We start from the raw sequence: 21,827 nt of genomic DNA, 5'->3' as shown, positions 1-21,827 counted from the left end.
TACATTTTCTATCTAAAAACACCATAAAAACGCGCTAAAGTGAATCTTTATGCCACAAAAAAGACACTTTTACTACATAATAGGGCTTAAAAGTACTATCATTTATCCTGAAAATCCATTTATATACAACTGACCTATCTGATATACTTCATAAAAATATGGAAATATTAAGGTTAATACAATTCTCATTTTTTCATATAAGTGACGAAAAAATAATAACTTTAATTCCTATTTCTAGATTTCAATTCATAACCATTTTTTAAAAAGGAGGGTATGATGACATTACCTCATTACAGTATCACTGAAGAGCATTTTAAAATTGATAAAATCGAATATCTAACGCCTGTGCCTCGGCATAAACACGATTGCTATGAACTTTTTTTTATTCTTGAAGGTGAAGGAACATTTTACGTGGATTGTCAGAGTTATGAAATTCACAAACACTCCTTTTTTCTCGTCTCCCCCAATCAAATCCATGGCTGGGAACACACGCGCAATCTTCATGGGTATCTTTTGAAATTCGATGCCTCTTTCTTCTCTGAGCGATCATTCATCGAATACATCTCCCTCTTTCATTTTGATACGGTGAATGTCAGTGAGTCTGAATTTTTGTCCTTTGAAACGATCTTGAAAAATTTACATGTAGAATACCGCACATCCAAATCATTTAAAGATTGCACGATTACCAATCTGCTTCAAATTTTGCTCATTTATGTCAAACGTGCGTTACCTGCAAAACCTGCATCGTTTATGACCAATGCGCTTTTTACAAAACTCAATGATCTTATGCATGAGAACAACTACCAAATCACACCTGTCACCTACTACGCTAAAAAATTAAAAACCAGTGTCAAGCTTCTCAATCAAGCTATTAAAGAGAGTTCAGGATTTAACTGCGGTGAATTTATTCGCACGAAGACGATGCAAGAAGCCAAAAGACTCCTCAAATACGACACCCTGTCTTGCAATGAAATTGCTGATCGTTTAGGCTTTATAGATCCTGCGTACTTTAGTCGTTTCTTTAAACGTGAAGTTGGTGTTTCTCCAAAGCATTTTCGTAATGCAATGGAAGAAAAGTACAATTTTTAATAATGAAAATCCATTTTAAAAATAAAAGTTAACCGTTATAATTTATCTGAAATTTAACTTTCGGAGGAATTACAATGAAAAAAATCGCTATCGTACTTTTAAGTACAGTTGTCTGTGGCACTTTGGCGAGTGCTAAGATTGTTCAACAATTTGAACCAGAAAAAGATACTTCTGCTTTCAGTGGAAAACCAGAAGTCAGTTTTGCCGTTGACTTGTCTTTTTATTATCAAGGATTGAGTCAAGATTATCAAGGAACTACAACGAATGGTACAACGTACTCTTTAGGTAGTGGAGGAATTGAAGAAGCGCTCATTTTACCAACGGCAAACTTTGATATTTATGGAAAAATCATGAGTGGTTTTAATGTCAAATTACAAACCATGCTAGCAAGTCACCATCACAATGAAACCTATGTCAAAGGTGGTTATGCAACGATCGATAACTTGGATTTTATAGCGCCTGGTTTTCTCTCTGATGTTATGAGAAATACCACCATCAAAATCGGTGTCAATGATATTAACTATGGTGATGATCAGTACAGAAGAACGGATAATGCCAATGTTATGCGCAATCCTTTTATTAATAACCTAGCAGTTGATGGCTACACTCAAGGTACGCATGTTGAAGTCCTTTACCGCATTCCTGCCATTAGTTCATTTGCGATGGTAGGTGTTACAAACGGTCAAGCCAATCCTCAAGATACAACCGTTGTTGAAACAGCAAGTACGAGCAGTAACCGCTATGCACTTTATGGAAAAATTGGTTTTGATCATGAATTTAGTGATGACCTACGCTTTAGAATTACCGAATCTGTCTATTATATCGAAGGTGTCAACAGAGTCGATTTATACAATGGCGATAAAGCGGGTAATGTTATTCGAAACGTTTATGGTACAGCAAATACCGATGTTTTCTCTTCTGGATGGCAACCAACATCGGTTTACACCTCTGCGGGTACAGCGACTATAACACCCGATGTTCTTGCTTCTAAAACAAACTTTTTCTTAAAATACAAAGATACCGAATTTTACGCTATGTATGAAGTCATCAATGCAGAAGATATCAACGGTAAATCTGCCGATACAAAACACTACGCGGTCGATCTTGTCCAACGTTTCTACAATGACAAATTCTGGCTAGCTGCACGTTATGAAAATGCTGTTCAAGAATATCAAGATGCCTTCAATGACTTTGGTGATGCAGAATTAACCCAATGGCAGTTAGCAGCGGGCTGGTTCCTCTCTAAAAATGCTGTTGCAAAAATCGAATATATCGATCAAGAGCGTGAGAAATTTGCTATCTATAGAAACGGCAATGCAAGCTTCAACGGCTTTATGGTCAACGCAGCGCTTAGCTTCTAATTTTACAAGGATTTAACGTGAAAAAATTGATTTGCAGCCTTTTGCTTTTATCAGGCTTGGTATACGCTGAAAATATTGAGATTCATGGAACATCAACACTCCATGATTGGAAAATGGTCTCGAACAAAACCGATGTTGCTTTTGAAAACGATGGTTCTAAAATCACAAAATTGAACGTTTCCGTTCAAATTAAAACACTGAAAAGTGGTGATGAAGGACTCGATGAGAAAGCTTATGAGACACTTAAAATTGATCGCAACAATGTGATTACCTTTAAGCTTCTTGAAGCAGATCTTGCCGCAGGAACCGTCAAAGGTGTTTTCAAAGTGCTGGATAAAGAGCGAACCGAAACGTTAAAGCCCGAAGTTTTAACGCTAGATCATGTCTCTGGTAATTTTAAAGTCAAAATGACAGAGTTTGGTTTAGAGATTCCTTCTGTTATGTTTGGTGCGATTAAATCAGGTGATGAAGTAACCGTTAAATACGACATCAAGAAATAAATTTCTACATCCCATTATCATGAAGAGAGGTTTTTGCCGCCAAGCACCTCTCTTTTTCTCCTTAAATATTCTTTTGGTACAGCTCTGTTTCATAACAGCTGTACCAAAATTAAGCAGTAAAGCGTATGGTAAGTAAACCTTAAACTTGCTATACTTTTTTCGTCTCAATCAAGGAAAAATCATGCACACTGAAGTCAAACTTTTTTACGATATTGACCCAAACAGCCCCAATGAGGAGAGAAACTTTTTTATCGGTCAAATCAAACATGCACCTCTGCCAGAGGGAACGCCTCCTCCACTTCCACACCGACACCCTTTTTATGAAATTATTTTTGTTGAAAAAGGCAATGGCATTATGCGCATTGATTTTATCGATAGACCGATGCAAAAAGGCTCTTTGTATCTGATGTTGCCTTCTCAAATCCATTTACCCCTTTACACAGGAGAATTTCAAGGATTTTTGCTCCGTTTTGACATCTCTATTTTTGCAGACAAAACGTTTTTGGAAAATCTCTCTATCTTTAATTTTGATTATTTATTGGTTGAAGAGCCAGCATACAGTGCCTTAGAGGGGTTGTTGCTCAGTTTACATGAAGAGTTTAAAAGCGCAAAAGCACTCAAACAGTGCACGATCAACAACCTACTCAAACTCTTTTTGATTCAAGTCCAAAGGCTTCTGCCCAATGTCGTCAATGAAAATACCCAAACAACCATTTTTGGCGCACTCAACACCCTTTTGGAGAGCAATAATTATAAAATTCAAACCCCTGCATTTTATGCTAAAAAACTCAAGATTTCACTCAAAGTGCTCAATCATGCCGTCAAAGAGTATACGAGCATCACGTGTGGTGAATACATTCGCTCCAAAACTGTCATAGAAGCCAAACGACTGCTCTGTTATACAGGGATGAATTCCAATGAAATTGCTGCGCTGTTAGGATTTGAAGATGCAGCCTATTTTAGCCGCTTTTTTAAACGAGAGACGGGATTGACCCCATTGGTCTTTCGCAAACAATCACTTTAAAAAAGCCCCATTTCTGGGGCTTTTCTCTTTACATGTAAGCTTACATGTAACCCTATAATTCGACCTTAGCTTGGAAAGCGTGTAAGATCAAAACTTGCCTTTTTCTTTCAACTTTTTATACCACGCATTGTGAAGAATCTTCACTTCCTCTTCTTCGACGTAGCCAGTGATAATGCTATACACAGCGCCTTTAATCGCAAACATAGACATATACACATGTGTAATGAAAAGTGCGACTACGGCAAAGCCCATAACGTTATGTAAAATCGCTGCAACGCGCAGTAAATCAATCTGGCTAAGACCTGTGATGTTATGTAACATTTCCATCTTAAAGTCCAAGAAAAACATAAAAGCACCACTTAAAATCATCGTGATGCCACCAAGGATTGCGACCCAGTACCACATCTTTTGACCGGCGTTAAATTGGGTTGCATTAATGATCTGTTTCTCTTTAGAAAGATAGCCTCCTAAAATCATAAACCACTTCACATCTTCCAGATTAAACAGTGCCTCTTTGAGCCACATCAACGCCATGGGGATGACCACAATCGCAAACGGAATCGTAAAGAGTCCATGAAGGTTCTTTGCCATTCTCACGAGTGTCCCACCCCCAAAGAAGTCACCAAACACGATGATAAATCCTGTGGGAAGTAGCACCAAAAAGCTAACCGCGGCTATTTGATGGACGGTTCGGTGAAACAGATTAAAGGCATAATGTTTCTTATGACTGTGTGGAAATACTTTAGGCCCTACAATTTTATAGTGTAAGAAAAACACCAAAGGAACGCCCAACAAAACGCCTAAAAAGACCCATGCAAAGTATTTACTTTGAAGCATAGTGAACAAGACGCCTAATTTAAGGGATTCTTCTTGTCCGTATCCTAGGATATTTTGGATGCGCATCTCACCCCAGATTTGGCTTTCATTGGCGTACGCCACTGATGCCAAACCAAGAAGTGCAATGAACAAGATGATAGACTTTTTCATTGCTGCTCCTTTATGCACCTTTACCTCGACCTGCTACCCTTTTACGGTAAATGGTTGAGACACTCTCCGCATCGCCCACCAAAAGCGCGTTGGTGGAGCATACTGCCGCACACATCGGTACTTTGCCCTCAGCGATACGGTTTTGACCGTAAAGGTGTCGCTCTTTTTCAGAGTTTGTCTCTAGTGGTCCTCCTGCACACATCGTACATTTATCCATTGCTCCTTTGGCACCAAAGGCGCCATCTCGTGGGAATTGTGGAGCACCAAATGGGCATGCGTACAAGCAGTAGCCACAACCGATACATTTCTCTTTATCATGAAGAACGATTCCGTCTTCACGAATGTAGAAACAATCCACAGGGCAGACTTGCTCGCATGGTGCGTCTGTACAGTGCATACATGCAATCGAAGTAGAAACCTCTTTACCTTCGATACCATCAAACAGTGTAATAACTTTACGACGGCTAATGCCTGTAGGCAGTTCATGCGCTTCTGCACATGCAACGGAACACGCAAAACACTCGATACATCTGTGATCATCACAGAAAAATTTCATTCTTGACATTTCATTACTCATTGGCCACCCCCTATGCTTTCTCGACGCGGCATAGACCAGCGTTGAATTCTGAAATTTGTGTGATCACGTCAAAACCATAGTTTGTAATGGTGTTTGAGCTCTCACCAATCGCATACGGCTTGGTGCCTTCTGGGTAATTTGCACTCAAATCAATGCCTTGAAAAATACCTGCAAAGTTGTACGGCATACAGATACGATCCGGTGTTACACTGTGATTATGGTACGCTTTAACCTTGATTTTAGTGCCTTGAGGCGCATGAATCCACATCATATCGCGATCTCGTATACCATGTTTGAGTGCCAAGTCTGGGTGAATATTACAGAACATCTCTGGCGTAATCGCTGAAAGATATTTGCTCGTTCGCTCTAACATACCTGCACCTGAGAGATTCACAACCCTCATGCTGACCAACATGGTTGGGAAATCTTTTGACCAGTCTTGCTTTTGTTGCTCAGACTTAAATTTCGTCTCAACACGGAAGTTTTTCGGCTGATCTTCATAGGTCGGATATTTTGCGACCAAGTCCCAACGTGGTGAGTGGATAGGCTCTCTATGCAATGGCACTGGATCTGGGAATTCCCAAACAATCGTACGGGCACGTGCATTTCCATACACACACACACCGGCCTCGCGTGCTTTTTGCTGAATGAGTCCACTAAAGTCCATCGCCCAGCTTCCGCCCATTTGCGCTTTTTCTTCCTCGGTTAACGTAATGCCAAGCACTTTTTCGATGTTCTCTTTGGTGAGTTGTGGATAACCACCCTCAATTTTTGAGCCTTTAACCGTCACAGATTTATCGGCAAGTTGGCTCACACCGTTGTGCTCTAAACCAAAGCGATTTCTAAAGCCCATACCACCCTCAGCGACAGGAACATCACGACGATAAAGAATAGGAGAACCCGGATGTTTGTCATCCCAACATGGCCATGGAAGACCGTAATACTGACCTTTCATCGGTCCTTTTCCCTCTAAAGTGACTGGATCGAACATATGCCAGTTTTCTTGATGAGCGCGAAGACGCTCAGGTGTCCAGCCACTTAGACCAATCGATTTAATGGTACGAGCAATCTCGCGAACCGCGTCATCTGGCCATTTGAAGTCATTTTTAACTTGAACGACTTTGCCATCTTTAACACCCATTTTCATACCCTGAACAAACTGATCGTAGAAACCAAATTTTTTCGCAAAAAGGAACATCACCTCTTCGTCTGTTTTGCTCTCATAAAGAGGCTCAACGACTTTACTTCTCCACTGGCTTGAGCGATTCGTTGCGGTTACCGTTCCCTCACACTCAAACTGAGTAGCCACAGGTAAGATATAAATGCCATCTTTTCGGCTGGTTAGAACAGCGGCTTCATTCACAAATGGCTCTGCAATAACCACAAGGTCAAGCTTGTCTAATGCCTCTTTGATTTTCGCTTGTTGCGACATAGAAGTAATACCCGTTCCTTGAATCCAAACGGCACGAACCGGTGCTGAAGAGTATGTTTTTACCTCTTGAAGAACACCTTGCCACCATTGAGAAAGCGAGTACCCTTTTTCATTCATCCATTTTTTCTCAAAGAAACGACCTTTGAGCCATTCGTAATCCACACCCCACGATTGTGCGAAGTATTTCCAAGCACCATCTTCAAGACCATAATAGCCTGAAAGTGAGTCTGCAAGGTTACCCATATCGGTAGCACCTTGAACGTTGTCATGTCCACGAATGATGTAAAGTCCACCACCTTTTTTACCCATGTTTCCAAGAGCAATTTGTAAAACTGGAAGAATTCTAGTATTTGATGAGCCAACACTGTGTTGCGTAATACCGAGTGACCATGCAATAGCACTTGGTGTATTTTTAGCAAAAAGTGTGGTTGCTTGAATGATTTGATCGACCGGAATGCCTGTTACATCAGAAGTGAGTTCTGGTGTCCATTTGGCAGCTTCTGCACGGATTTGATCCATCGCGTAAGAGCGTGTGTCGATAAATTCTTTATCTTCCCAACCATTTTTGAAGATGATGTGAAGCATACCATACACAAAGGCAATGTCAGTACCTGAACGAATGCGTAGGTAGAGATCTGCTTTTGCCGCACTCCTTGTATAAATGGGGTCAACAACGATCAATTTCGTTCCAGCTCTGTCTTTGGCTTGTAAGAAATGTTTAAATCCAATAGGGTTCGCAACGGCTGAGTTTGCACCAATCATCATAATGACTTTTGCATTCACCGCATCACCAAATTGTTGTGTCATAGCACCGTATCCAAATGTATTCGCAGCACCTGCGACGGAAGCACTATGTCAAATTCGAGCGACGTGGTCAATATTGTTTGTTCCCCACATTGCCGCAAATTTTCTAAAATAGAAAGCCTGTTGCAAGCTGAATTTTGCAGAACCTAAAAATTCTACGATGTCTGGGCCATTTTCGGCGCGCATTTTAAGCATTTTCTCTGAAATCTCGTTAACGGCTTGATCCCAACTGATACGTTGCCATTTTCCATCGACTTTTTTAAGCGGATGCTTAATACGTTGTGAACTCTTCACCAAATCAATCTGGTCAATGCCCTTACAACAATGGCTACCTTCACTGATGGGGTGATCTTGCGCTACGTCTTGACGTACCCAAACACCATTTTGAACTTCAGCAATGATTCCGCATCCTGCTGAACAAATACTACAAATTGTTTTGACTCTCTTGCTACCTGGGAAAGGATTTTTCACTTCTTCCGCGGTCGCTGGTCTGATTGAGTCGCTGGATGCAAACGCTGTGGTTGCTCCAAAACTCGCTCCGATCGCTGCCATTTTAAGAAATGATCGTCTTCCCATGTGCAAAGAGGCGTCTTTTAACATCTCTTTACTCATCTAATCTCCTTAGACTGCCGCGTGATAATACGCGTCCCAATTGGCTGTTTTTGTGTAGAGAATCTCTTTTTTCTTCGATTTTCCCTTAACAACACCGTTACTTCCTGCTGTTTTTGCACCTGTGTCACCGGCGATTGCACCGACACTCACGGTTGCAGCAACGGCACCCACACTCAGAGTTTTTTTAAGAAAACTCCTTCTTTGATCTTGCATGGTCATTTTCTCCTTGCAGAATTTCTCTTTGACTTCAAAGAGAGAGCTAAAAAAACCGTGATTTTTTTAGCTCTAAAATCCTTACATGTAAAGATTATATCTATGCAAAATTAGCATATTAAATAGCGCGAAATGGCGTTCAGTACGCCATTTGCGCATTACATGTAACCTTTTAGAGCACGAACTCTTCAAAATTCTTTTTCGGTCTTGGGGTTAAAGGTTTGCGTGGTTTTTTGTGCTCTTTGGTGTACACTTTTGGCGCTTGATCTTCTTTTTCGCTAACAGGTTTTTTCACATCCAAATAGAGTCGCTCTAATGCCACAAACGAGTGCATAATCGCGGCTAATTCTTGGTAAAAATGGCTGTTTTCATGAATGAAAAGGGCACCAATAAAATCATCCACAAACGGATTGAGAATGTTGACAAACACTTCGCGTGAAAGCTGTGCACTTTTCGCATTGCCGGCAAGCTCTTCTTCGATCATTTTTTGCATAAACAGCATAATAAACCCAACATGATCTTCGAGCTCTTTAAATTTTTCGCTATCACGTCTGAAGTTAGAACTTAGAACATAATTGACCATCTCTAAACGCTTTTTACCATCATCGCGGTTCTCAAGAAAATACGACGCCGTAACAGGAATAAAGGCTGAATAAGGGCTAAAAAAGACCGTATCACTCTCCTCTTTTAACAGAGTATAGCCTCCACTAATAAGCAAATTTTGCATATTACTAAACGCTCGTTTGCTCTCTTCATCGAGTGGATTCTGCGCTAAAACCTTGATCGTTTTTTGAATCACTTCAAGATCATTCTTGTTCTCAAAAAACATTAACAGTGAAGCAAAAAGTCCGTAATAAACGGCTCTTGCTTTATTGATGGCCTCTTTATTCATAGACTGAGTCCTTTGTTTTCATTTTCCATGTGCGCTTTAAACATCACTTTGGGTTTACAAGCGGCGCAGCAGTAAAGTGTGCGAAGTTTTACTTCATCATTGCCAAAGAGAGGTGTCATAATCGCTGCGATTTTCTCAACCGCTTTGACGGTTGCAAAAGGCGTCCCACACTCAATACAGGTAAAGAGTTCATCTTTCGCCATAATGCGTTGCAAAAACCAACTGGGTTTTAAACTGATCTCATCTTTGATAACACTCAAACACTCTTTTTCAGGACAGGTCACTTCGCAATAGCCACAGTTTGTACAAATCGATGCGTTAAAACGAAGGGAATTGTCTTCAGGATGCGCCGTCAAAGCACGTACATTACAGGCTCCCACACAACTAAGACAGAGCGTACAGTTACTCTCATTGATTGTAATATCGCCATAATGCACATGCTCACCCGTCTTCACCACACCCAAATCTTCGCCATCTACCAAGTGAGAAAGGCGCGCTGAAAAGATCTCACGTTTGCGAAGACCCTCTTCATTGATGCCGTACATACACTCAGGAAAACTTTCCATACTCTCAAAAATACGCGCCAAATCAGCGCTATCTTCACACACATAAATCGCTTTTTTATGGTACTTTTTCTCAAAAATTTCATTGATGATACGAATAACATCACCCGTACCTTTAGAGATAAAATCGGTGTAGAAAATGATAGGGTTGCCACTGGTTTGGAGCAAATTCATCAAATGCGCTTCATGCAAATACTTTTCACCCTCAATCATCAAAGGTAAAACACCCTCACGCAGTGGAATATCAATCAAACCTAAATCCATTTTATTCGGAATAATCAGTGCCGTTGCACCTTTAAAAGACTCACTCAAATGGGCAAAAGCGATGCGTGGCATCTGCGTATAATCAAGAGCACCGCTCGGACATACGCTCACACAACCGCCACAGCCATGACAGTCAATGTGCGAAAAGGCTAAGTGCTTGGTTTCATCTTCTTTTAAAATTGCAACCGTTGGGCAGACCTCAGCACATTTACCGCAAATCTCTTCGCGTCTTTCATGGTACTGACAGATGGACGGATCGTAATTGATGTAGTTTTTATAGTGGTATTCGCCTTTATTATCGCGAAGCTTTTTAAGCGCCCCTTCCAGCCCAAGAAGAGCTGGGTCATACACGCCACTTTGCTTCATCGCAAAACTTGGAGCATTCCACCAGAGAATCTGATCGCACTCTAATTCGAGGAGTTCATCCTCTTTTTTGAGCGTTACATGTAAAGCGCCAATGTGACCGTTTACATCTAAAATCGTTGAGGGAGAAAGCAACATAACGGTAAAATCTTTATCTCTCAGTTCCGCTTTAAGAGCTTTAAGACTTTCATCGTCGGTAACGATGAGCACTTTGTTACCAACCTCTTGCGCGTAGTCCATATCTTGCGCAAAGTCAAATCCAAGGGCACGGATGGCATAGAGTTTGGTGATGTTCGTTATTTTATTCGCAATGCTATCGCGTGAGTGTTGGAGGTAAAAATTGATCTCTGGTGCGTAAATAATCGCCTCTGCCGCAGGGTCATTCGAGACCAAAAAATCACCATGACAAGGGCTTTTAACCAGTTCTATCGCTTCGTCAAGAGGGAAATCAATACCAACGGTATCGTAGAAAACGTACTCTTTTTGCATTTTACATCCATTAAGTGGTAAATAAGAATTTACCGAATTGTAAAATGAATTGGATTAAATCGTTCTTAACAAGAGTATATTTATCCGCTTACACGTAATTATATATTTTATTATATAATGCTATAATGGTGTTTTTTCACTATTATCTTGCGTTAATCTTCTTAAGTTATAATAATAGGTATGAAATGACAAAGGTGTTACAATTTTGGTAAACAAAAACTTTCTAATCACAAGCTTTTTAGCCTTAATCGTGCTAGTACTCCTCTTTTCGTTCGCCACTTCGTATAAAAGTGTGGAAAAAAACACGATTGTCCTAGGCGCCTCTTTGCCGCTTACTGGCATTAACAGCCATTTGGGTCGCGATGTCGTTGTGGGGGCAAATGCCTACTTTAGCCACACCAATGCCAGAGGTGGCGTACAAGGTAAAAAAGTGGAGTTTATCCAATATGACGACAAATACGAACCTGAAAACACCTACAGCAATACCGTTAAACTCATCACCAAAGACGATGTTTTTGCCCTTTTTGGCTTTGTAGGAACGCCTACGGTCAAGCGTGTGTTACCGCTCATCACGGAAAGCCAGATTCCTTTTATCGCTCCTTACACCGGTGCTTCGTTTCTTCGTACCAAAGAAACACCGAACATCATCAACTTTCGAAGTGCTTACACCGAAGAGCTCGACGCATTAGTGGAGTACCTTACAAAACAAAAAAACATTACCCGCTTTGCGATTTTCTACCAAAACGATGACTACGGCGAAGAGGGTTACATCGCGCTCTCAAACGCCCTTGGTAAACGCAACTTGCAGCTGATGGCAGAGGGAACCTACAAACGCAACACCCTCTCCATTCGCCATGCGATTCATGAGATCGAAGCGGCAAAACCTGAAGCCATTATCTTGGTAGGTTCGTATAAACCTACGGCGCGTTTTATCGAAAAAGTGAAAGAGTGTTGCCCACAACAGATCATCTTTTGTCCCATCTCTTTTGTCAATGCGGACGCACTTATGGGAGAACTGCATGGCAAAGGAGAAAACATTCTCTTCTCCCAAACCGTTCCCTCATACGATGATTTCTACTCGAAAGAGGCGGTGGATTACCTGAAAAACCTTGCTTTCTACTACCCTGAAGAGAAACCCTCTTTGGTCTCTTACGAATCCTATTTGGCGGCCAAAGCGGTTGTCACAGCGCTTAAAGCGATCAATGGCGCGATCACGCCGGGTAAATTTTTGGATAAACTCAAACATGTTCCTGCCCAAACACTCGACAACATTCCTTTAAAATACCACCATGCCCAACTACTCAATCAAGTCTACCTCTCAAACTATGTCAACGGCAAATTTGAGATTATTCAAAAGTATGAATATTAAGATGACGTTTGTAGAGTTTATCAACCAAAAATTAGAGACCATCAAGTTTTCCAATAAAACCAAAATTCTCATTTTTATCATTCTCAGTGGTACGATCACGATTGGTTTTTTGATGTTTGTCTCCATTTTTGCGCTCAAATACGACTACGAAACCTTGTTCCAAAAACACACCCAACCCCAAGTCGATCTTGAAGAGATCAAAGACAATTACCGTGTCAACATCGCAGAAACCTTGCGTGACATCAAAGAGCGCCAAATCAGCAATGATGATGCCATCGAGGTAATCTATCTCGCGCAACAGATCATCCACAAACAGTGGAGCAGCTACCAATTTGCTACTAACCGTCACATTGGTGGACTTCCCTACTTTGCAAGCAAATGGCTCAGCCTCTTTTTAGTCACCCCTGATATTCCCGAAAAGACCATCTTTCAGCAAGGCATTGTGGAAAAAATCAGCGCTAAAATGCAGAGTATTGACAGCAAAATTATCATTATATTGGAACTGTTAAAATACTCCAAAACCGAGCAGGCAAGTTTATTGATTGATGACATTATGCTCGAAGCCAATTCACTTAACATCTATCTTTCCAGCTTAATTACCACGCATCTTAAACAGGCGATTACCGAAAAACAGGTTAACGACAGCCTTTTTCAAACCAGTACTGTGATGCTTGTTTTGCTCATCGGTATGATCTTCTTTTTTATCACGATGGTGCTTTTTATCATTATTAACCATTTTAAAAATTTGCATAACTATCTTGAGGAAAATATTCTTATCAAAACCAAAGAGCTGCGTGATCTCAACGATTCGCTAGAACTTCGCATCAGGCGGGAGGTTGAAAACAGTCGCAAAAAAGACAACATCATGTTCCAACAAGCCAGACTCGCAAGTCTAGGAGAAATGCTACAAAACATCGCGCATCAGTGGCGACAACCGCTTGGCTCACTCATGATGATTGTGCAAAGTTTTGAGAGTAAGTTTTTAGCAGGCAAACTGGACGAACCTTTCATCGTTTCGCGTGTCAAAGATGCCCAACTGCTCTCTTCCAATATGTCGGATACTTTGGAAGATTTTCGCACCTTCTTTAACCCCAACAAAAGCAAAAAGGCGTTTCGCATCAAAGAGGTGATCCAAAAAGCGGTTGATCTCTCCAAGTATCAGCTGGAACGTGAAGAGATCACGTTGGCACTTTTTATCAAAGATGATCTTGAAGTCTTTGGCTTTAAAAACGAACTCATTCACGTGCTTCTCAATCTTATTGGCAATTCCAAGGATATTTTGGCGAGTAAGACAGAGCAAATGGACAAGATTATTCACATCATCGCCAAGCAAAATGAAGAACGTATTTTTATCAATGTTATTGATAATGGTGGCGGAATAAAAAGTGATATAATACCCAAAGTTTTCGACCCCTATTTTACGACCAAACACAAGAGTGTAGGCACAGGAATTGGGCTTTACATGTCCAAACAGATGGTGGAAAAACACATGCACGGTAAGATTACATGTAAGAATATTCGCCACAAATTAAGCACCAAACTTTTTTGGGCATGCACGATGTTTACGATAGAAATACCAAAAAATTATATCAACACAAACGAGGGTGATGACGATGAACAAGCGCAATTTTGAGTTACTCGGTAGCTTTACGATTCTTTACATCGAAGATGAAGCGGATTTGCTGAAACACACCACATCTGTTTTAGAAGATTTTGTGAAAAAGATCTACCCCGTGCAAACGATCGAGGAAGCGTTAGAGATCATTAAGAGCGAAAAAATCGACGTCATTGTCGCAGACATTCACCTCAAATACAGCAATGGCCTGGACTTTTTGCGCACCCTCAAACATGACCTAGAGATCGAACTTCCCTCCATCGTCACGACCGCGTTTACCGACACCGAGTATCTGCTGGATGCGATAAAACTTCATGTGGATAACTACCTCATTAAGCCGGTCAATATCAAGGAGCTCCTTAATTCATTGCACGATGTATTGCTGCCTAAAATTCAAGCCAAAGAGATCGAGCGCTCCTACAACATCATCAAAACCATCTCTGCAGTGACGGATAGTAAGCAGGTCGAAATCATCCGTTTTATCATCAAAAACTTGGACAATGACAATATGCTCAACTACTCCTACAGCGAGATTATGGAGCAAGTCGATGTGAGCAAACCCACCGTCATCAAGCTCTTTAAACAACTGGGAGACCAAGGGATTTTGACAAAAATTCAAAATAAAAAATACCTGTTTGACGAGACCCAATTGCCGCTTCCGGAGAACGCATGAATGCTTTAAAAACGCTTCCCAAAGTTGACAAATGCCTCTCACATCCCCTTTTTGAAGGGTGCAATGCCACTTTGGTCATGAAAATTGCCAGAGCCAAAATCGAGGACATTCGTCAAGGATTGATCACCAAAGAGATCGAAAGCTTCGATGAAGAGGCGTTAATGCAGGAGATCAAAAAAGCATACGATGCACTTTTTGCACCTTCACTCAAACCTCTTATCAATGCCACAGGCGTTATTTTACACACCAATATGGGCAGAAGTTTGATCTCCAAAACCCTACTGGATCGCGCCAGTGACGTCATCTGCAACTACTCCAATTTAGAATACAACCTAGAGCTTGGAAGCCGAGGCGAACGCTATGAGCATGTGAGCACGCATCTGAAAGCGCTTTTGGATGTTGAAGATGTTTTGGTTGTCAACAACAACGCTTCCGCCGTCTTTTTGATCTTGAACACCTTTGCCAAGAACCAAGAAGTGGTTGTCTCAAGGGGCGAATTGGTCGAGATCGGCGGCAGTTTTCGCATCCCTGAAGTGATGAAACAAAGTGGCGCCATTCTGAATGAAGTGGGCGCGACCAATAAAACCAAAATCACCGACTACGAGAGCGCGATCAACGAAAATACCGCGATGCTGATGAAAGTGCATCAGTCCAACTTTAGCATCGAAGGCTTTAGCGAAGCCGTAGCGTATGAAGATCTCAAGCAACTCGCCACCCAAAACAACCTTTTGGACTACTACGACCTTGGAAGTGGCTACGTTCCCAAACTACCGTACAACCTTGGAAACCGCGAACACTCCCTTGGCGAAATTCTTACATGTAAGCCCTCCTTGATCAGTTTCAGCGGTGACAAACTCTTTGGAAGTGTCCAAGCAGGCATTATCGCAGGGCGTGCTGATTTGATCGCGAAGCTTAAAAAGAACCAACTCCTTCGCATGTTACGCGTGGATAAAATCACCCTGAGTCTGCTTGAAGAGAGCATCAAAGCCTATTTGGCAGAAGAGTACGAGCAAATTCCTACCCTGTGGCTTCTGTTTCGAAGTGTCGAAGAATTAGAGCAAAGAGCGTTACATGTAAAAGAGTGTGTCGGCGAACATACGTGCGAAATTCTAGAGAGCGAAACCTATATGGGCGGCGGTACTTTGCCCAACCGACGCTTTCCGACCATTGCTTTACATGTAAAAGGAAAAGCAACCCTTTTGGAGAAAAAATTTAGAGAAAATCACGTCATTGGACGCATTGAAAATGACCGCTTTTTACTCGACTTTCGCACGATTCTCCCCAGTACCGAAGCAAAACTGAGTGACATTATTAAACGCATTGTAGGGAATTAAATGGATTTTATCATTGTTGGAACCGCAGGACACGTCGATCACGGTAAAACGGCGCTTATCACCGCACTTACAGGCTTTGAAGGAGACAGTTTAGAAGAGGAAAAACGCCGAGGCATCACGATCAACCTCAGCTTTTCGAGTATGCAAAACGAGGCAAAAAACGTCGCATTTATCGATGTCCCTGGGCATGAAAAGCTGTTAAAAAACATGATCTCAGGGGCGTTTGGTTTTGATGCGAGCTTGGTGGTTGTCGATGCGAATGAGGGCATTATGCCGCAAACCAAAGAGCATTTGGAGATCCTCAATCTTTTACATGTAAAGAATAGTATCATCGCTCTGACCAAAAAAGACCTCGCAACACCAGAGGTTATCGAGCAGCGAACCTATGAAATCACAGAGCATCTCAAAACGCTTAAAAACCTCCATTTGGTCGAAATTATCCCTGTCAGCATCTATGAGCCAAGCTCTATTCAAACGCTTAAAAACGCCCTGTTTTCCCTACCCGTAACGCCTAAAAAAAGCAACGGTCTTTTTCGCTACTACGTGGATCGCTCTTTCTCCATCGCAGGTGCCGGAACCGTTGTGACGGGAACCGTTTTGGATGGCACCATCAAAGTTGGCGAAAAGCTCTTTGCGCCCGAACTCGAAAAAGAGTTTGTCATCCGCAATCTTCAAGTCCATGACCACGACGTCGAAGCGGCTCATTCGTCTCAACGAACCGCCATTAACCTTCAAAATGCTCAAAAAACAGCGTTTGAAAAAGGGGCATTGCTCTGTAAAAAAGGGTTTATTCGTGGTTTTGACTGCGCGGATGTCTGGATAGAGAGCATTGGTGGACATACGCTTAAACACAATGCCAAAGTGATTTTATACGTCGGCACCAAGCAAGTCGAAGCGCGCATTTTATTTTACGAAACCGAAGAGAGTTTACAAAGCGGTTTTGCCAAACTACAATTCAATCACAAGCTCTTTTTAGTCCACGATGAGCCGTTCATTATCACAGCAAGCGGTCGCACTATCGGTGGTGGACGCGTGCTCAATCCCATCAATGATCCGATGAAAAAAAAGGTGAAATTAGAACTGCTTAAAGCACTCTACGCCAAGGATTTTAAAAGCGCTTTTACCCTTTTGGTAGGGATGCACACACACGGTTTTGGGCTCATTTCGTCCAACCAACGCTTTGGGCTGAACCATGAAGAAGCCATTGCGATTTCCAATGACATGCGTGATGTTTTTGTCGATGAAAAGGGCTTAGTCCTCTATCCGATTTCAATGCAAAACGAGTTGGAGCGCATCATTCAAGCCATCTACGCTAAAAATGCTTATGCCCTTCTCTCCGCCAATTCGCTCTCCCTTAAACTCAAATGGGCAAGTGTTTCGTTGGTCGAGAGCGTGCTGCAAAAACTCTGCGATGAAGGCATGCTAGACTTTGTAAATGGCATCTATAAAAATGCGCAAATTGACATCGACAATATCGAAACGCTCATCGAAGATAGACTTTATGAGATTTTATTTAAAGCCGAATTTACACCTGACGCTCCATACAACATCTACGATGAACTCGACATCGACCGCAAAATGGGCGATGATGCGCTCAAAAGTCTTACACGCTCCAAAAAGGTCGTTCGATTGGAGCACAACCTCTTTGTCACGACCATTGCCTTAAGTGCCATGATGGCGCATCTAAGAGAGATTATGCGCAAAGAAAACGGCGTTGACATCAAGGCTTTTAAAGAACACTTCGACATCAGCCGCAAATACTTAGTCGCGTATCTTGATTATCTCGATAATTTTGATGATGTGAAAAAAGAGGAAAATAGAAGAGTACTCCTTTAAAATGACCTTTTCGTTTCTTTTTCAAAAAAGCCTTGACATTATTACTAATTAGTAATATAATTTTGCCAAAGGAAGGAAAAGATGAAACTGAGATCAAACGTTAAAAGTTATGGTGAACGCACCGATAGAAGTATGCAAACATGGATTCAAATCTTACGCGCATTTCAAAAAATCCGTGCCAAGGAGTTGAAATACATCAATGCCTCTGGCCTCAGCATGAATCAATTTGAAATCTTAGAAGTCCTTTACCATCGTGGCGATTTGCAAATAGGTGCGATCACCAAATTGATCGAGAGCACGCCTGGCAATGTCACCGTGGTTGTGAAAAATCTCCTCAGAGATGGGTTAATACAAACACTGCCCTGCTCTGAAGATAGCCGTGTACGCATTGTGAGCATTACGGAGAGTGGACGTGCGCTTATCGGCGGTATGTTCCCCCAACATGCAAGCAATCTGCAAAGCTATTTTGACGTGTTAAGCGATGAAGAGTTGGTCACATTGTATGACCTGTTACGAAAATTGCAAAAAGCGCAATAATTTTTTACTCAAATACTACTCATTAGTAAAAAAGGAACCATCATGAAAATGAAAACATTACTCGCAACATCCTTGTTGGCAGGAACTGCCCTCTTTGCTGGAAACTACAGCGTTGATTCTACGCATTCAAGCGCAGATTTTAGTGTTAAACACGCGATGATCTCAACGGTTAAAGGAAATTTTGCAACATTTAGCGGCAATTTTGTATACGATGAAGCAACCAAAACGCTTCAATCTTTAAACGGAACGATTCAAGCCGCCACCATCGATACAGGTATTAAAGACAGAGACGATCACTTACGCTCCGCTGATCTTTTCGATGTTGCAAAGTATCCAACGATTACCTTTGTTCTGGATGAAGTTAAAGGCGACAAAGCGTATGGCAAACTCACCATGAAAGGTGTAACCAAACCCGTTGTCTTAGCTTTTGAGAATGGTGGCGCAGCAACGGATCTTTACGGCAACAAACGTGTAGGACTTGGACTGACGGGTAAAATCAATCGTACGGATTTTGGTATTTCATGGAATAAAGCCCTTGAGACTGGCGGCGTGATCGTAGGTGAAGAGGTTAAAATCGACGTAGCCTTAGAGGGTATTTTACAAAAATAATAGCTTTACATGTAAAGGAACCAATCATGTCATTTACCATTCATAGAGCCAACCAAAGAGGCGTTGCAGAGCATAGTTGGCTTCATAGCCATTTTAGTTTTTCATTTGCCGAATATTACAATCCAACACGCATGGGATTTGGTGCACTGCGTGTCATTAACGATGACATCATCGAAAAAGGCGAAGGCTTTGGGATGCACCCACACCGCGATATGGAGATCATCTCCATCGTGACCCAAGGGGTGCTGATTCACAAAGATTCGTTTGGCAATCACGGCGAAGTGCATGCCGGTGAAATTCAATACATGAGTGCAGGCGAAGGGGTGTATCACTCCGAATTTGCATCAAAAGAGGAGACCACTGCCTTATTTCAAATCTGGATACACCCAAACCAAAAAGGTGGAAAACCCCTTTACAATCAACGTGATTTTAGAGATGTCACCAAGAGCAATCAATGGGTCACCCTCGTTTCACCCGATGGCAGAAATAACTCCATTGCGATCAAACAAGAGGCATTCATTCTAACGACCGAATTGGATGAGGGTAAAATCATTTCCTTAGCGCCCTCTTCCCCCAATCGTGGTAAACTCGTACTCGTTGTCGAAGGCAAAATAGAAATCGATGGTGTGAGCTTTGAAACACGCGATGAAGTGCAGATCACCGAAGAAAAAGCCTATGAGATCAAAGCGTTGAAACCCTCTTGGATTTTACTGTTTGATATTTTGATGCACTAATTCGTGTATAATGGCATAAAAAAGGTCATTTTTTATGCCAAAACACCCTACCCTTTTAGAGCAATTCCGCTCATTTTACCTTCAAAACAAGCTCACCGATCTTGAAATTGCCATCGAATACTTCAGCGTTTTTGGAGGAACCAGTTGGAATATCGATACCACCAAACCTCTTTTTGAACTCATTGCGGCGAAAATTTTAAAAAACTATACCTACATTCATGCCGACATCACCAAACTGACCTACAGCAATAAACAGAGCCACGCACTGCTTTTTGCCTGTGCTACGGGTGATCGTCGCGTTTACTCTTCGTACAAAAAAGCGCGTTTGAGTCGCGAAGAAGGCAATGAAGCGCTTCATGCACTGTTGCGCAGTGAGATCGTTGAGCTGGAATATTCTCTTGAACGCCCCGTTCGCGAAGAGGATGACAACTCCGATAAACTGAACTTCATGAGTCCCTTTATGCGCTTTTGGTTTGCCTTTGTCTCCCCTTTTTACAAAACCATCAAAGAGAATGATTTTAGCGAAGTCGAAAAAGCGTTTACCAACCGCGAACAAGGCTTTAACGATCTTATTTTTGAAAAACTCTCCCAAGAATTGTTGAAAAAAAGTTTGACGGACGACCCGATCATGGAGATAGGAAGCTATTGGGATAAAAACGCAGAAATTGATATTTTAGCCAAGACCAAATCGGACAAACTGATCGCAGGAAGTTGCAAATACACCAACACCAAAGTGAAAAAAACCGAACTTTCTAAACTCAAAGAGCAGTGTGCCAAAGCGGAACTTGAGCCTGATATGTTTGTTCTGTTTAGCAAAAGTGGTTTTAGTTCCGAACTGAAAACATTAAAGGGGGATGATCTTAAACTCTTTACGCTGAAAAGTTTGAAACCGCTCGTGGAAGCAATTGGTGAGAAAGAGTTGATCCCATGTGAGGGAAAAAAATACTAACAAGTGAGAAATATCTCCCATTTGAATGCTATAACGCTTTTACATGTAAAGCGCATACGCCTCAATTTTTTCGCTTAATTTCGTGGCGAGATAGCGATGCGCATAGCCAAGTTCTCGCAAAATCACCTTGGCTTCTTCTAGGTACACTCTTTTTTTCGCGGCATCCCACTGCTTGGGAGGCTCGCCAAGATTGGTGATGCGGTCAGCCAGTTTGACCATTGCGACGCAGTTTTGACGCTGTTTGAGTCTCTCTAAGCTATCGCGCATTTGCGCCTCTTTGGAGGGTAAACTTTTATCTTTCGTGAGTGCTAAAACGCCTTTAGCGATCACCTCTTTATTGCCAGCTAAAGGGCTCTCTTTGGTAATTTTGGTGATCGTATCTTCGTTCACATCGTGCAAAAGGGCGCACGCTATCGCCACATTGGCTTCATCGTAGCTGAGGGGTTCACACGCTAAAGCATTGATCACTTCGGCGGTGACACTTAAAAGGTGCATCGAGTAAGGCAACCCGTGTGGCGTCTTTTGTTCACCGTGCGCACAAAAGGCAAAGGCGAGGTTTTCTTTGAAAAAATCCACGCTAAAAAGCTCTTTGGGTAAGCTTGCTTCCACATGAGGAAATTTGGGAAAGCTTGGTGCGCGATCTTTTACGATGGTAGCGTAGACCTCGCCGTCGCTAAAATAAAGAAGATAATTCGCTTTTTCACAGACCAACTCAAGCTCTTCGTAACATTCCCAACCGTTATCGCTTCCATAAAGGTTTACATGTAAAATCGTTTGAAGCTCACAATGATGGCGCTCTTTTGCAGGCGGAAGCGGGATCGAATCAAACTCAAAACACTCCACATATCCCATCGCACCGCCTGCGACATGAAAATTGATCGTCAGGCTTTGCTGTTTACCCTCTTTGAGATACGCGATCTCAAGCAAATTGTGAAGGGTGTAAAGGGCTACGACCTCGCAGCCCTCAATGTCATTTAAATACGCCCATTTTTCACGCATTA

Annotated in this window: 20 protein-coding genes; 13 read left to right on the top strand and 7 right to left on the bottom strand. The window is 41.9% G+C overall.

Annotated features, from left to right (window positions below; translation table 11 throughout):
* The first annotated feature begins 276 nt into the window (after positions 1–276).
* From JU57_RS04585 to JU57_RS13665, 4 genes are all read left to right on the top strand, one after another.
* Positions 277–1,089 carry a helix-turn-helix domain-containing protein gene (locus JU57_RS04585; RefSeq protein ID WP_037957528.1) on the top strand — a complete coding sequence of 271 codons (813 nt, stop codon included), beginning with the start codon at positions 277–279 and terminating at the stop codon, positions 1,087–1,089.
* 74 nt (positions 1,090–1,163) lie between these two features.
* Positions 1,164–2,450, top strand: a complete 1,287-nt coding sequence (locus JU57_RS04580; protein WP_037957526.1) for a hypothetical protein — start codon at positions 1,164–1,166, stop codon at positions 2,448–2,450.
* Between the two features lie 17 nt (positions 2,451–2,467).
* Positions 2,468–2,950 (top strand): YceI family protein, encoded by a 483-nt coding sequence (locus tag JU57_RS04575; protein ID WP_037957525.1) that lies wholly within the window; start codon positions 2,468–2,470, stop codon positions 2,948–2,950.
* 181 nt (positions 2,951–3,131) lie between these two features.
* A complete protein-coding gene (locus JU57_RS13665) occupies positions 3,132–3,974 on the top strand; it encodes a helix-turn-helix domain-containing protein (RefSeq protein ID WP_051906589.1) in 843 nt (280 codons plus the stop codon).
* An 87-nt stretch (positions 3,975–4,061) separates the two neighbouring features.
* On the opposite strand, the gene JU57_RS04565 is transcribed toward JU57_RS13665, so the two are convergent.
* From JU57_RS04565 to JU57_RS04535, 6 genes are all read right to left on the bottom strand, one after another.
* Entirely contained in the window at positions 4,062–4,961 is a 900-nt protein-coding gene (locus tag JU57_RS04565; RefSeq protein ID WP_037957524.1) for a formate dehydrogenase subunit gamma, read from the bottom strand.
* 10 nt (positions 4,962–4,971) lie between these two features.
* Positions 4,972–5,526, bottom strand: coding sequence for a formate dehydrogenase FDH3 subunit beta (gene fdh3B, locus JU57_RS04560; RefSeq protein ID WP_037957727.1), 555 nt, complete (start codon positions 5,524–5,526; stop codon positions 4,972–4,974).
* A gap of 22 nt (positions 5,527–5,548) precedes the next feature.
* Positions 5,549–8,350, bottom strand: a complete 2,802-nt coding sequence (locus tag JU57_RS04555) for a formate dehydrogenase subunit alpha (RefSeq protein WP_349678025.1) — start codon at positions 8,348–8,350, stop codon at positions 5,549–5,551.
* A gap of 45 nt (positions 8,351–8,395) precedes the next feature.
* A complete protein-coding gene (locus tag JU57_RS04545) occupies positions 8,396–8,599 on the bottom strand; it encodes a hypothetical protein (protein ID WP_025345967.1) in 204 nt (67 codons plus the stop codon).
* Between the two features lie 172 nt (positions 8,600–8,771).
* Positions 8,772–9,491 (bottom strand): molecular chaperone TorD family protein, encoded by a 720-nt coding sequence (locus JU57_RS04540; RefSeq protein ID WP_037957518.1) that lies wholly within the window; start codon positions 9,489–9,491, stop codon positions 8,772–8,774.
* Complete coding sequence (locus JU57_RS04535; protein ID WP_037957517.1) at positions 9,488–11,170, bottom strand: 4Fe-4S binding protein; 1,683 nt, start codon at positions 11,168–11,170, stop codon at positions 9,488–9,490. Before JU57_RS04535 ends, JU57_RS04540 begins: the two co-directional genes overlap by 4 nt.
* Positions 11,171–11,420: 250 nt before the next feature.
* Between JU57_RS04535 and JU57_RS04530 the strand changes: the two genes are divergently transcribed.
* From JU57_RS04530 to JU57_RS04490, 9 genes are all read left to right on the top strand, one after another.
* The gene (locus tag JU57_RS04530) at positions 11,421–12,539 is read left to right on the top strand and encodes an ABC transporter substrate-binding protein (RefSeq protein WP_294875881.1); all 1,119 of its coding nucleotides are present in this window, start codon (positions 11,421–11,423) and stop codon (positions 12,537–12,539) included.
* A gap of 1 nt (position 12,540) precedes the next feature.
* Positions 12,541–14,172 carry a HAMP domain-containing sensor histidine kinase gene (locus tag JU57_RS04525; protein ID WP_037957515.1) on the top strand — a complete coding sequence of 544 codons (1,632 nt, stop codon included), beginning with the start codon at positions 12,541–12,543 and terminating at the stop codon, positions 14,170–14,172.
* Positions 14,153–14,827 carry a response regulator gene (locus tag JU57_RS04520; RefSeq protein ID WP_037957513.1) on the top strand — a complete coding sequence of 225 codons (675 nt, stop codon included), beginning with the start codon at positions 14,153–14,155 and terminating at the stop codon, positions 14,825–14,827. The genes JU57_RS04525 and JU57_RS04520 overlap by 20 nt, the downstream gene beginning before the upstream one ends.
* Entirely contained in the window at positions 14,824–16,161 is a 1,338-nt protein-coding gene (selA, locus tag JU57_RS04515) for an L-seryl-tRNA(Sec) selenium transferase (protein WP_037957511.1), read from the top strand. The genes JU57_RS04520 and selA overlap by 4 nt, the downstream gene beginning before the upstream one ends.
* Positions 16,162–17,997: a selenocysteine-specific translation elongation factor gene (selB, locus tag JU57_RS04510; protein ID WP_037957509.1), complete on the top strand. Its 1,836-nt coding sequence runs from the start codon at positions 16,162–16,164 to the stop codon at positions 17,995–17,997.
* A gap of 81 nt (positions 17,998–18,078) precedes the next feature.
* Complete coding sequence (locus JU57_RS04505; RefSeq protein WP_037957506.1) at positions 18,079–18,534, top strand: MarR family transcriptional regulator; 456 nt, start codon at positions 18,079–18,081, stop codon at positions 18,532–18,534.
* A gap of 42 nt (positions 18,535–18,576) precedes the next feature.
* Positions 18,577–19,143 (top strand): YceI family protein, encoded by a 567-nt coding sequence (locus tag JU57_RS04500; protein WP_037957503.1) that lies wholly within the window; start codon positions 18,577–18,579, stop codon positions 19,141–19,143.
* A gap of 26 nt (positions 19,144–19,169) precedes the next feature.
* Positions 19,170–19,877, top strand: a complete 708-nt coding sequence (locus JU57_RS04495) for a pirin family protein (protein WP_037957500.1) — start codon at positions 19,170–19,172, stop codon at positions 19,875–19,877.
* 34 nt (positions 19,878–19,911) lie between these two features.
* Positions 19,912–20,826 (top strand): DUF234 domain-containing protein, encoded by a 915-nt coding sequence (locus tag JU57_RS04490; protein WP_037957498.1) that lies wholly within the window; start codon positions 19,912–19,914, stop codon positions 20,824–20,826.
* Between the two features lie 39 nt (positions 20,827–20,865).
* On the opposite strand, the gene JU57_RS14010 is transcribed toward JU57_RS04490, so the two are convergent.
* Positions 20,866–21,825, bottom strand: a complete 960-nt coding sequence (locus JU57_RS14010) for an HD domain-containing protein (RefSeq protein ID WP_294875875.1) — start codon at positions 21,823–21,825, stop codon at positions 20,866–20,868.
* Positions 21,826–21,827: the final 2 nt, after the last annotated feature.

The sequence above is a fragment of the Sulfurospirillum sp. SCADC genome (assembly GCF_000743525.1).
GTDB lineage: Bacteria > Campylobacterota > Campylobacteria > Campylobacterales > Sulfurospirillaceae > Sulfurospirillum.
The sequence above is the reverse complement of the archived record's forward strand: the minus strand, read 5'-3'. Positions and strand labels throughout refer to the sequence as shown.

Excerpts from the sequence above, each read along its gene's own strand:
- JU57_RS04505 (WP_037957506.1), top strand. The coding sequence starts at position 18,079 with ATGAAACTGAGATCAAACGTTAAAAGTTATGGTGAACGCACCGATAGA.
- selB (WP_037957509.1), top strand. The coding sequence starts at position 16,162 with ATGGATTTTATCATTGTTGGAACCGCAGGACACGTCGATCACGGTAAA.
- JU57_RS04565 (WP_037957524.1), bottom strand. The coding sequence starts at position 4,961 with ATGAAAAAGTCTATCATCTTGTTCATTGCACTTCTTGGTTTGGCATCA.
- JU57_RS04495 (WP_037957500.1), top strand. The coding sequence starts at position 19,170 with ATGTCATTTACCATTCATAGAGCCAACCAAAGAGGCGTTGCAGAGCAT.
- JU57_RS04540 (WP_037957518.1), bottom strand. The coding sequence starts at position 9,491 with ATGAATAAAGAGGCCATCAATAAAGCAAGAGCCGTTTATTACGGACTT.
- JU57_RS04500 (WP_037957503.1), top strand. The coding sequence starts at position 18,577 with ATGAAAATGAAAACATTACTCGCAACATCCTTGTTGGCAGGAACTGCC.
- JU57_RS04520 (WP_037957513.1), top strand. The coding sequence starts at position 14,153 with ATGAACAAGCGCAATTTTGAGTTACTCGGTAGCTTTACGATTCTTTAC.
- JU57_RS04525 (WP_037957515.1), top strand. The coding sequence starts at position 12,541 with ATGACGTTTGTAGAGTTTATCAACCAAAAATTAGAGACCATCAAGTTT.
- JU57_RS04585 (WP_037957528.1), top strand. The coding sequence starts at position 277 with ATGACATTACCTCATTACAGTATCACTGAAGAGCATTTTAAAATTGAT.
- JU57_RS04490 (WP_037957498.1), top strand. The coding sequence starts at position 19,912 with ATGCCAAAACACCCTACCCTTTTAGAGCAATTCCGCTCATTTTACCTT.
- JU57_RS04535 (WP_037957517.1), bottom strand. The coding sequence starts at position 11,170 with ATGCAAAAAGAGTACGTTTTCTACGATACCGTTGGTATTGATTTCCCT.
- JU57_RS04580 (WP_037957526.1), top strand. The coding sequence starts at position 1,164 with ATGAAAAAAATCGCTATCGTACTTTTAAGTACAGTTGTCTGTGGCACT.
- JU57_RS13665 (WP_051906589.1), top strand. The coding sequence starts at position 3,132 with ATGCACACTGAAGTCAAACTTTTTTACGATATTGACCCAAACAGCCCC.
- JU57_RS14010 (WP_294875875.1), bottom strand. The coding sequence starts at position 21,825 with ATGCGTGAAAAATGGGCGTATTTAAATGACATTGAGGGCTGCGAGGTC.
- selA (WP_037957511.1), top strand. The coding sequence starts at position 14,824 with ATGAATGCTTTAAAAACGCTTCCCAAAGTTGACAAATGCCTCTCACAT.
- fdh3B (WP_037957727.1), bottom strand. The coding sequence starts at position 5,526 with ATGTCAAGAATGAAATTTTTCTGTGATGATCACAGATGTATCGAGTGT.
- JU57_RS04545 (WP_025345967.1), bottom strand. The coding sequence starts at position 8,599 with ATGCAAGATCAAAGAAGGAGTTTTCTTAAAAAAACTCTGAGTGTGGGT.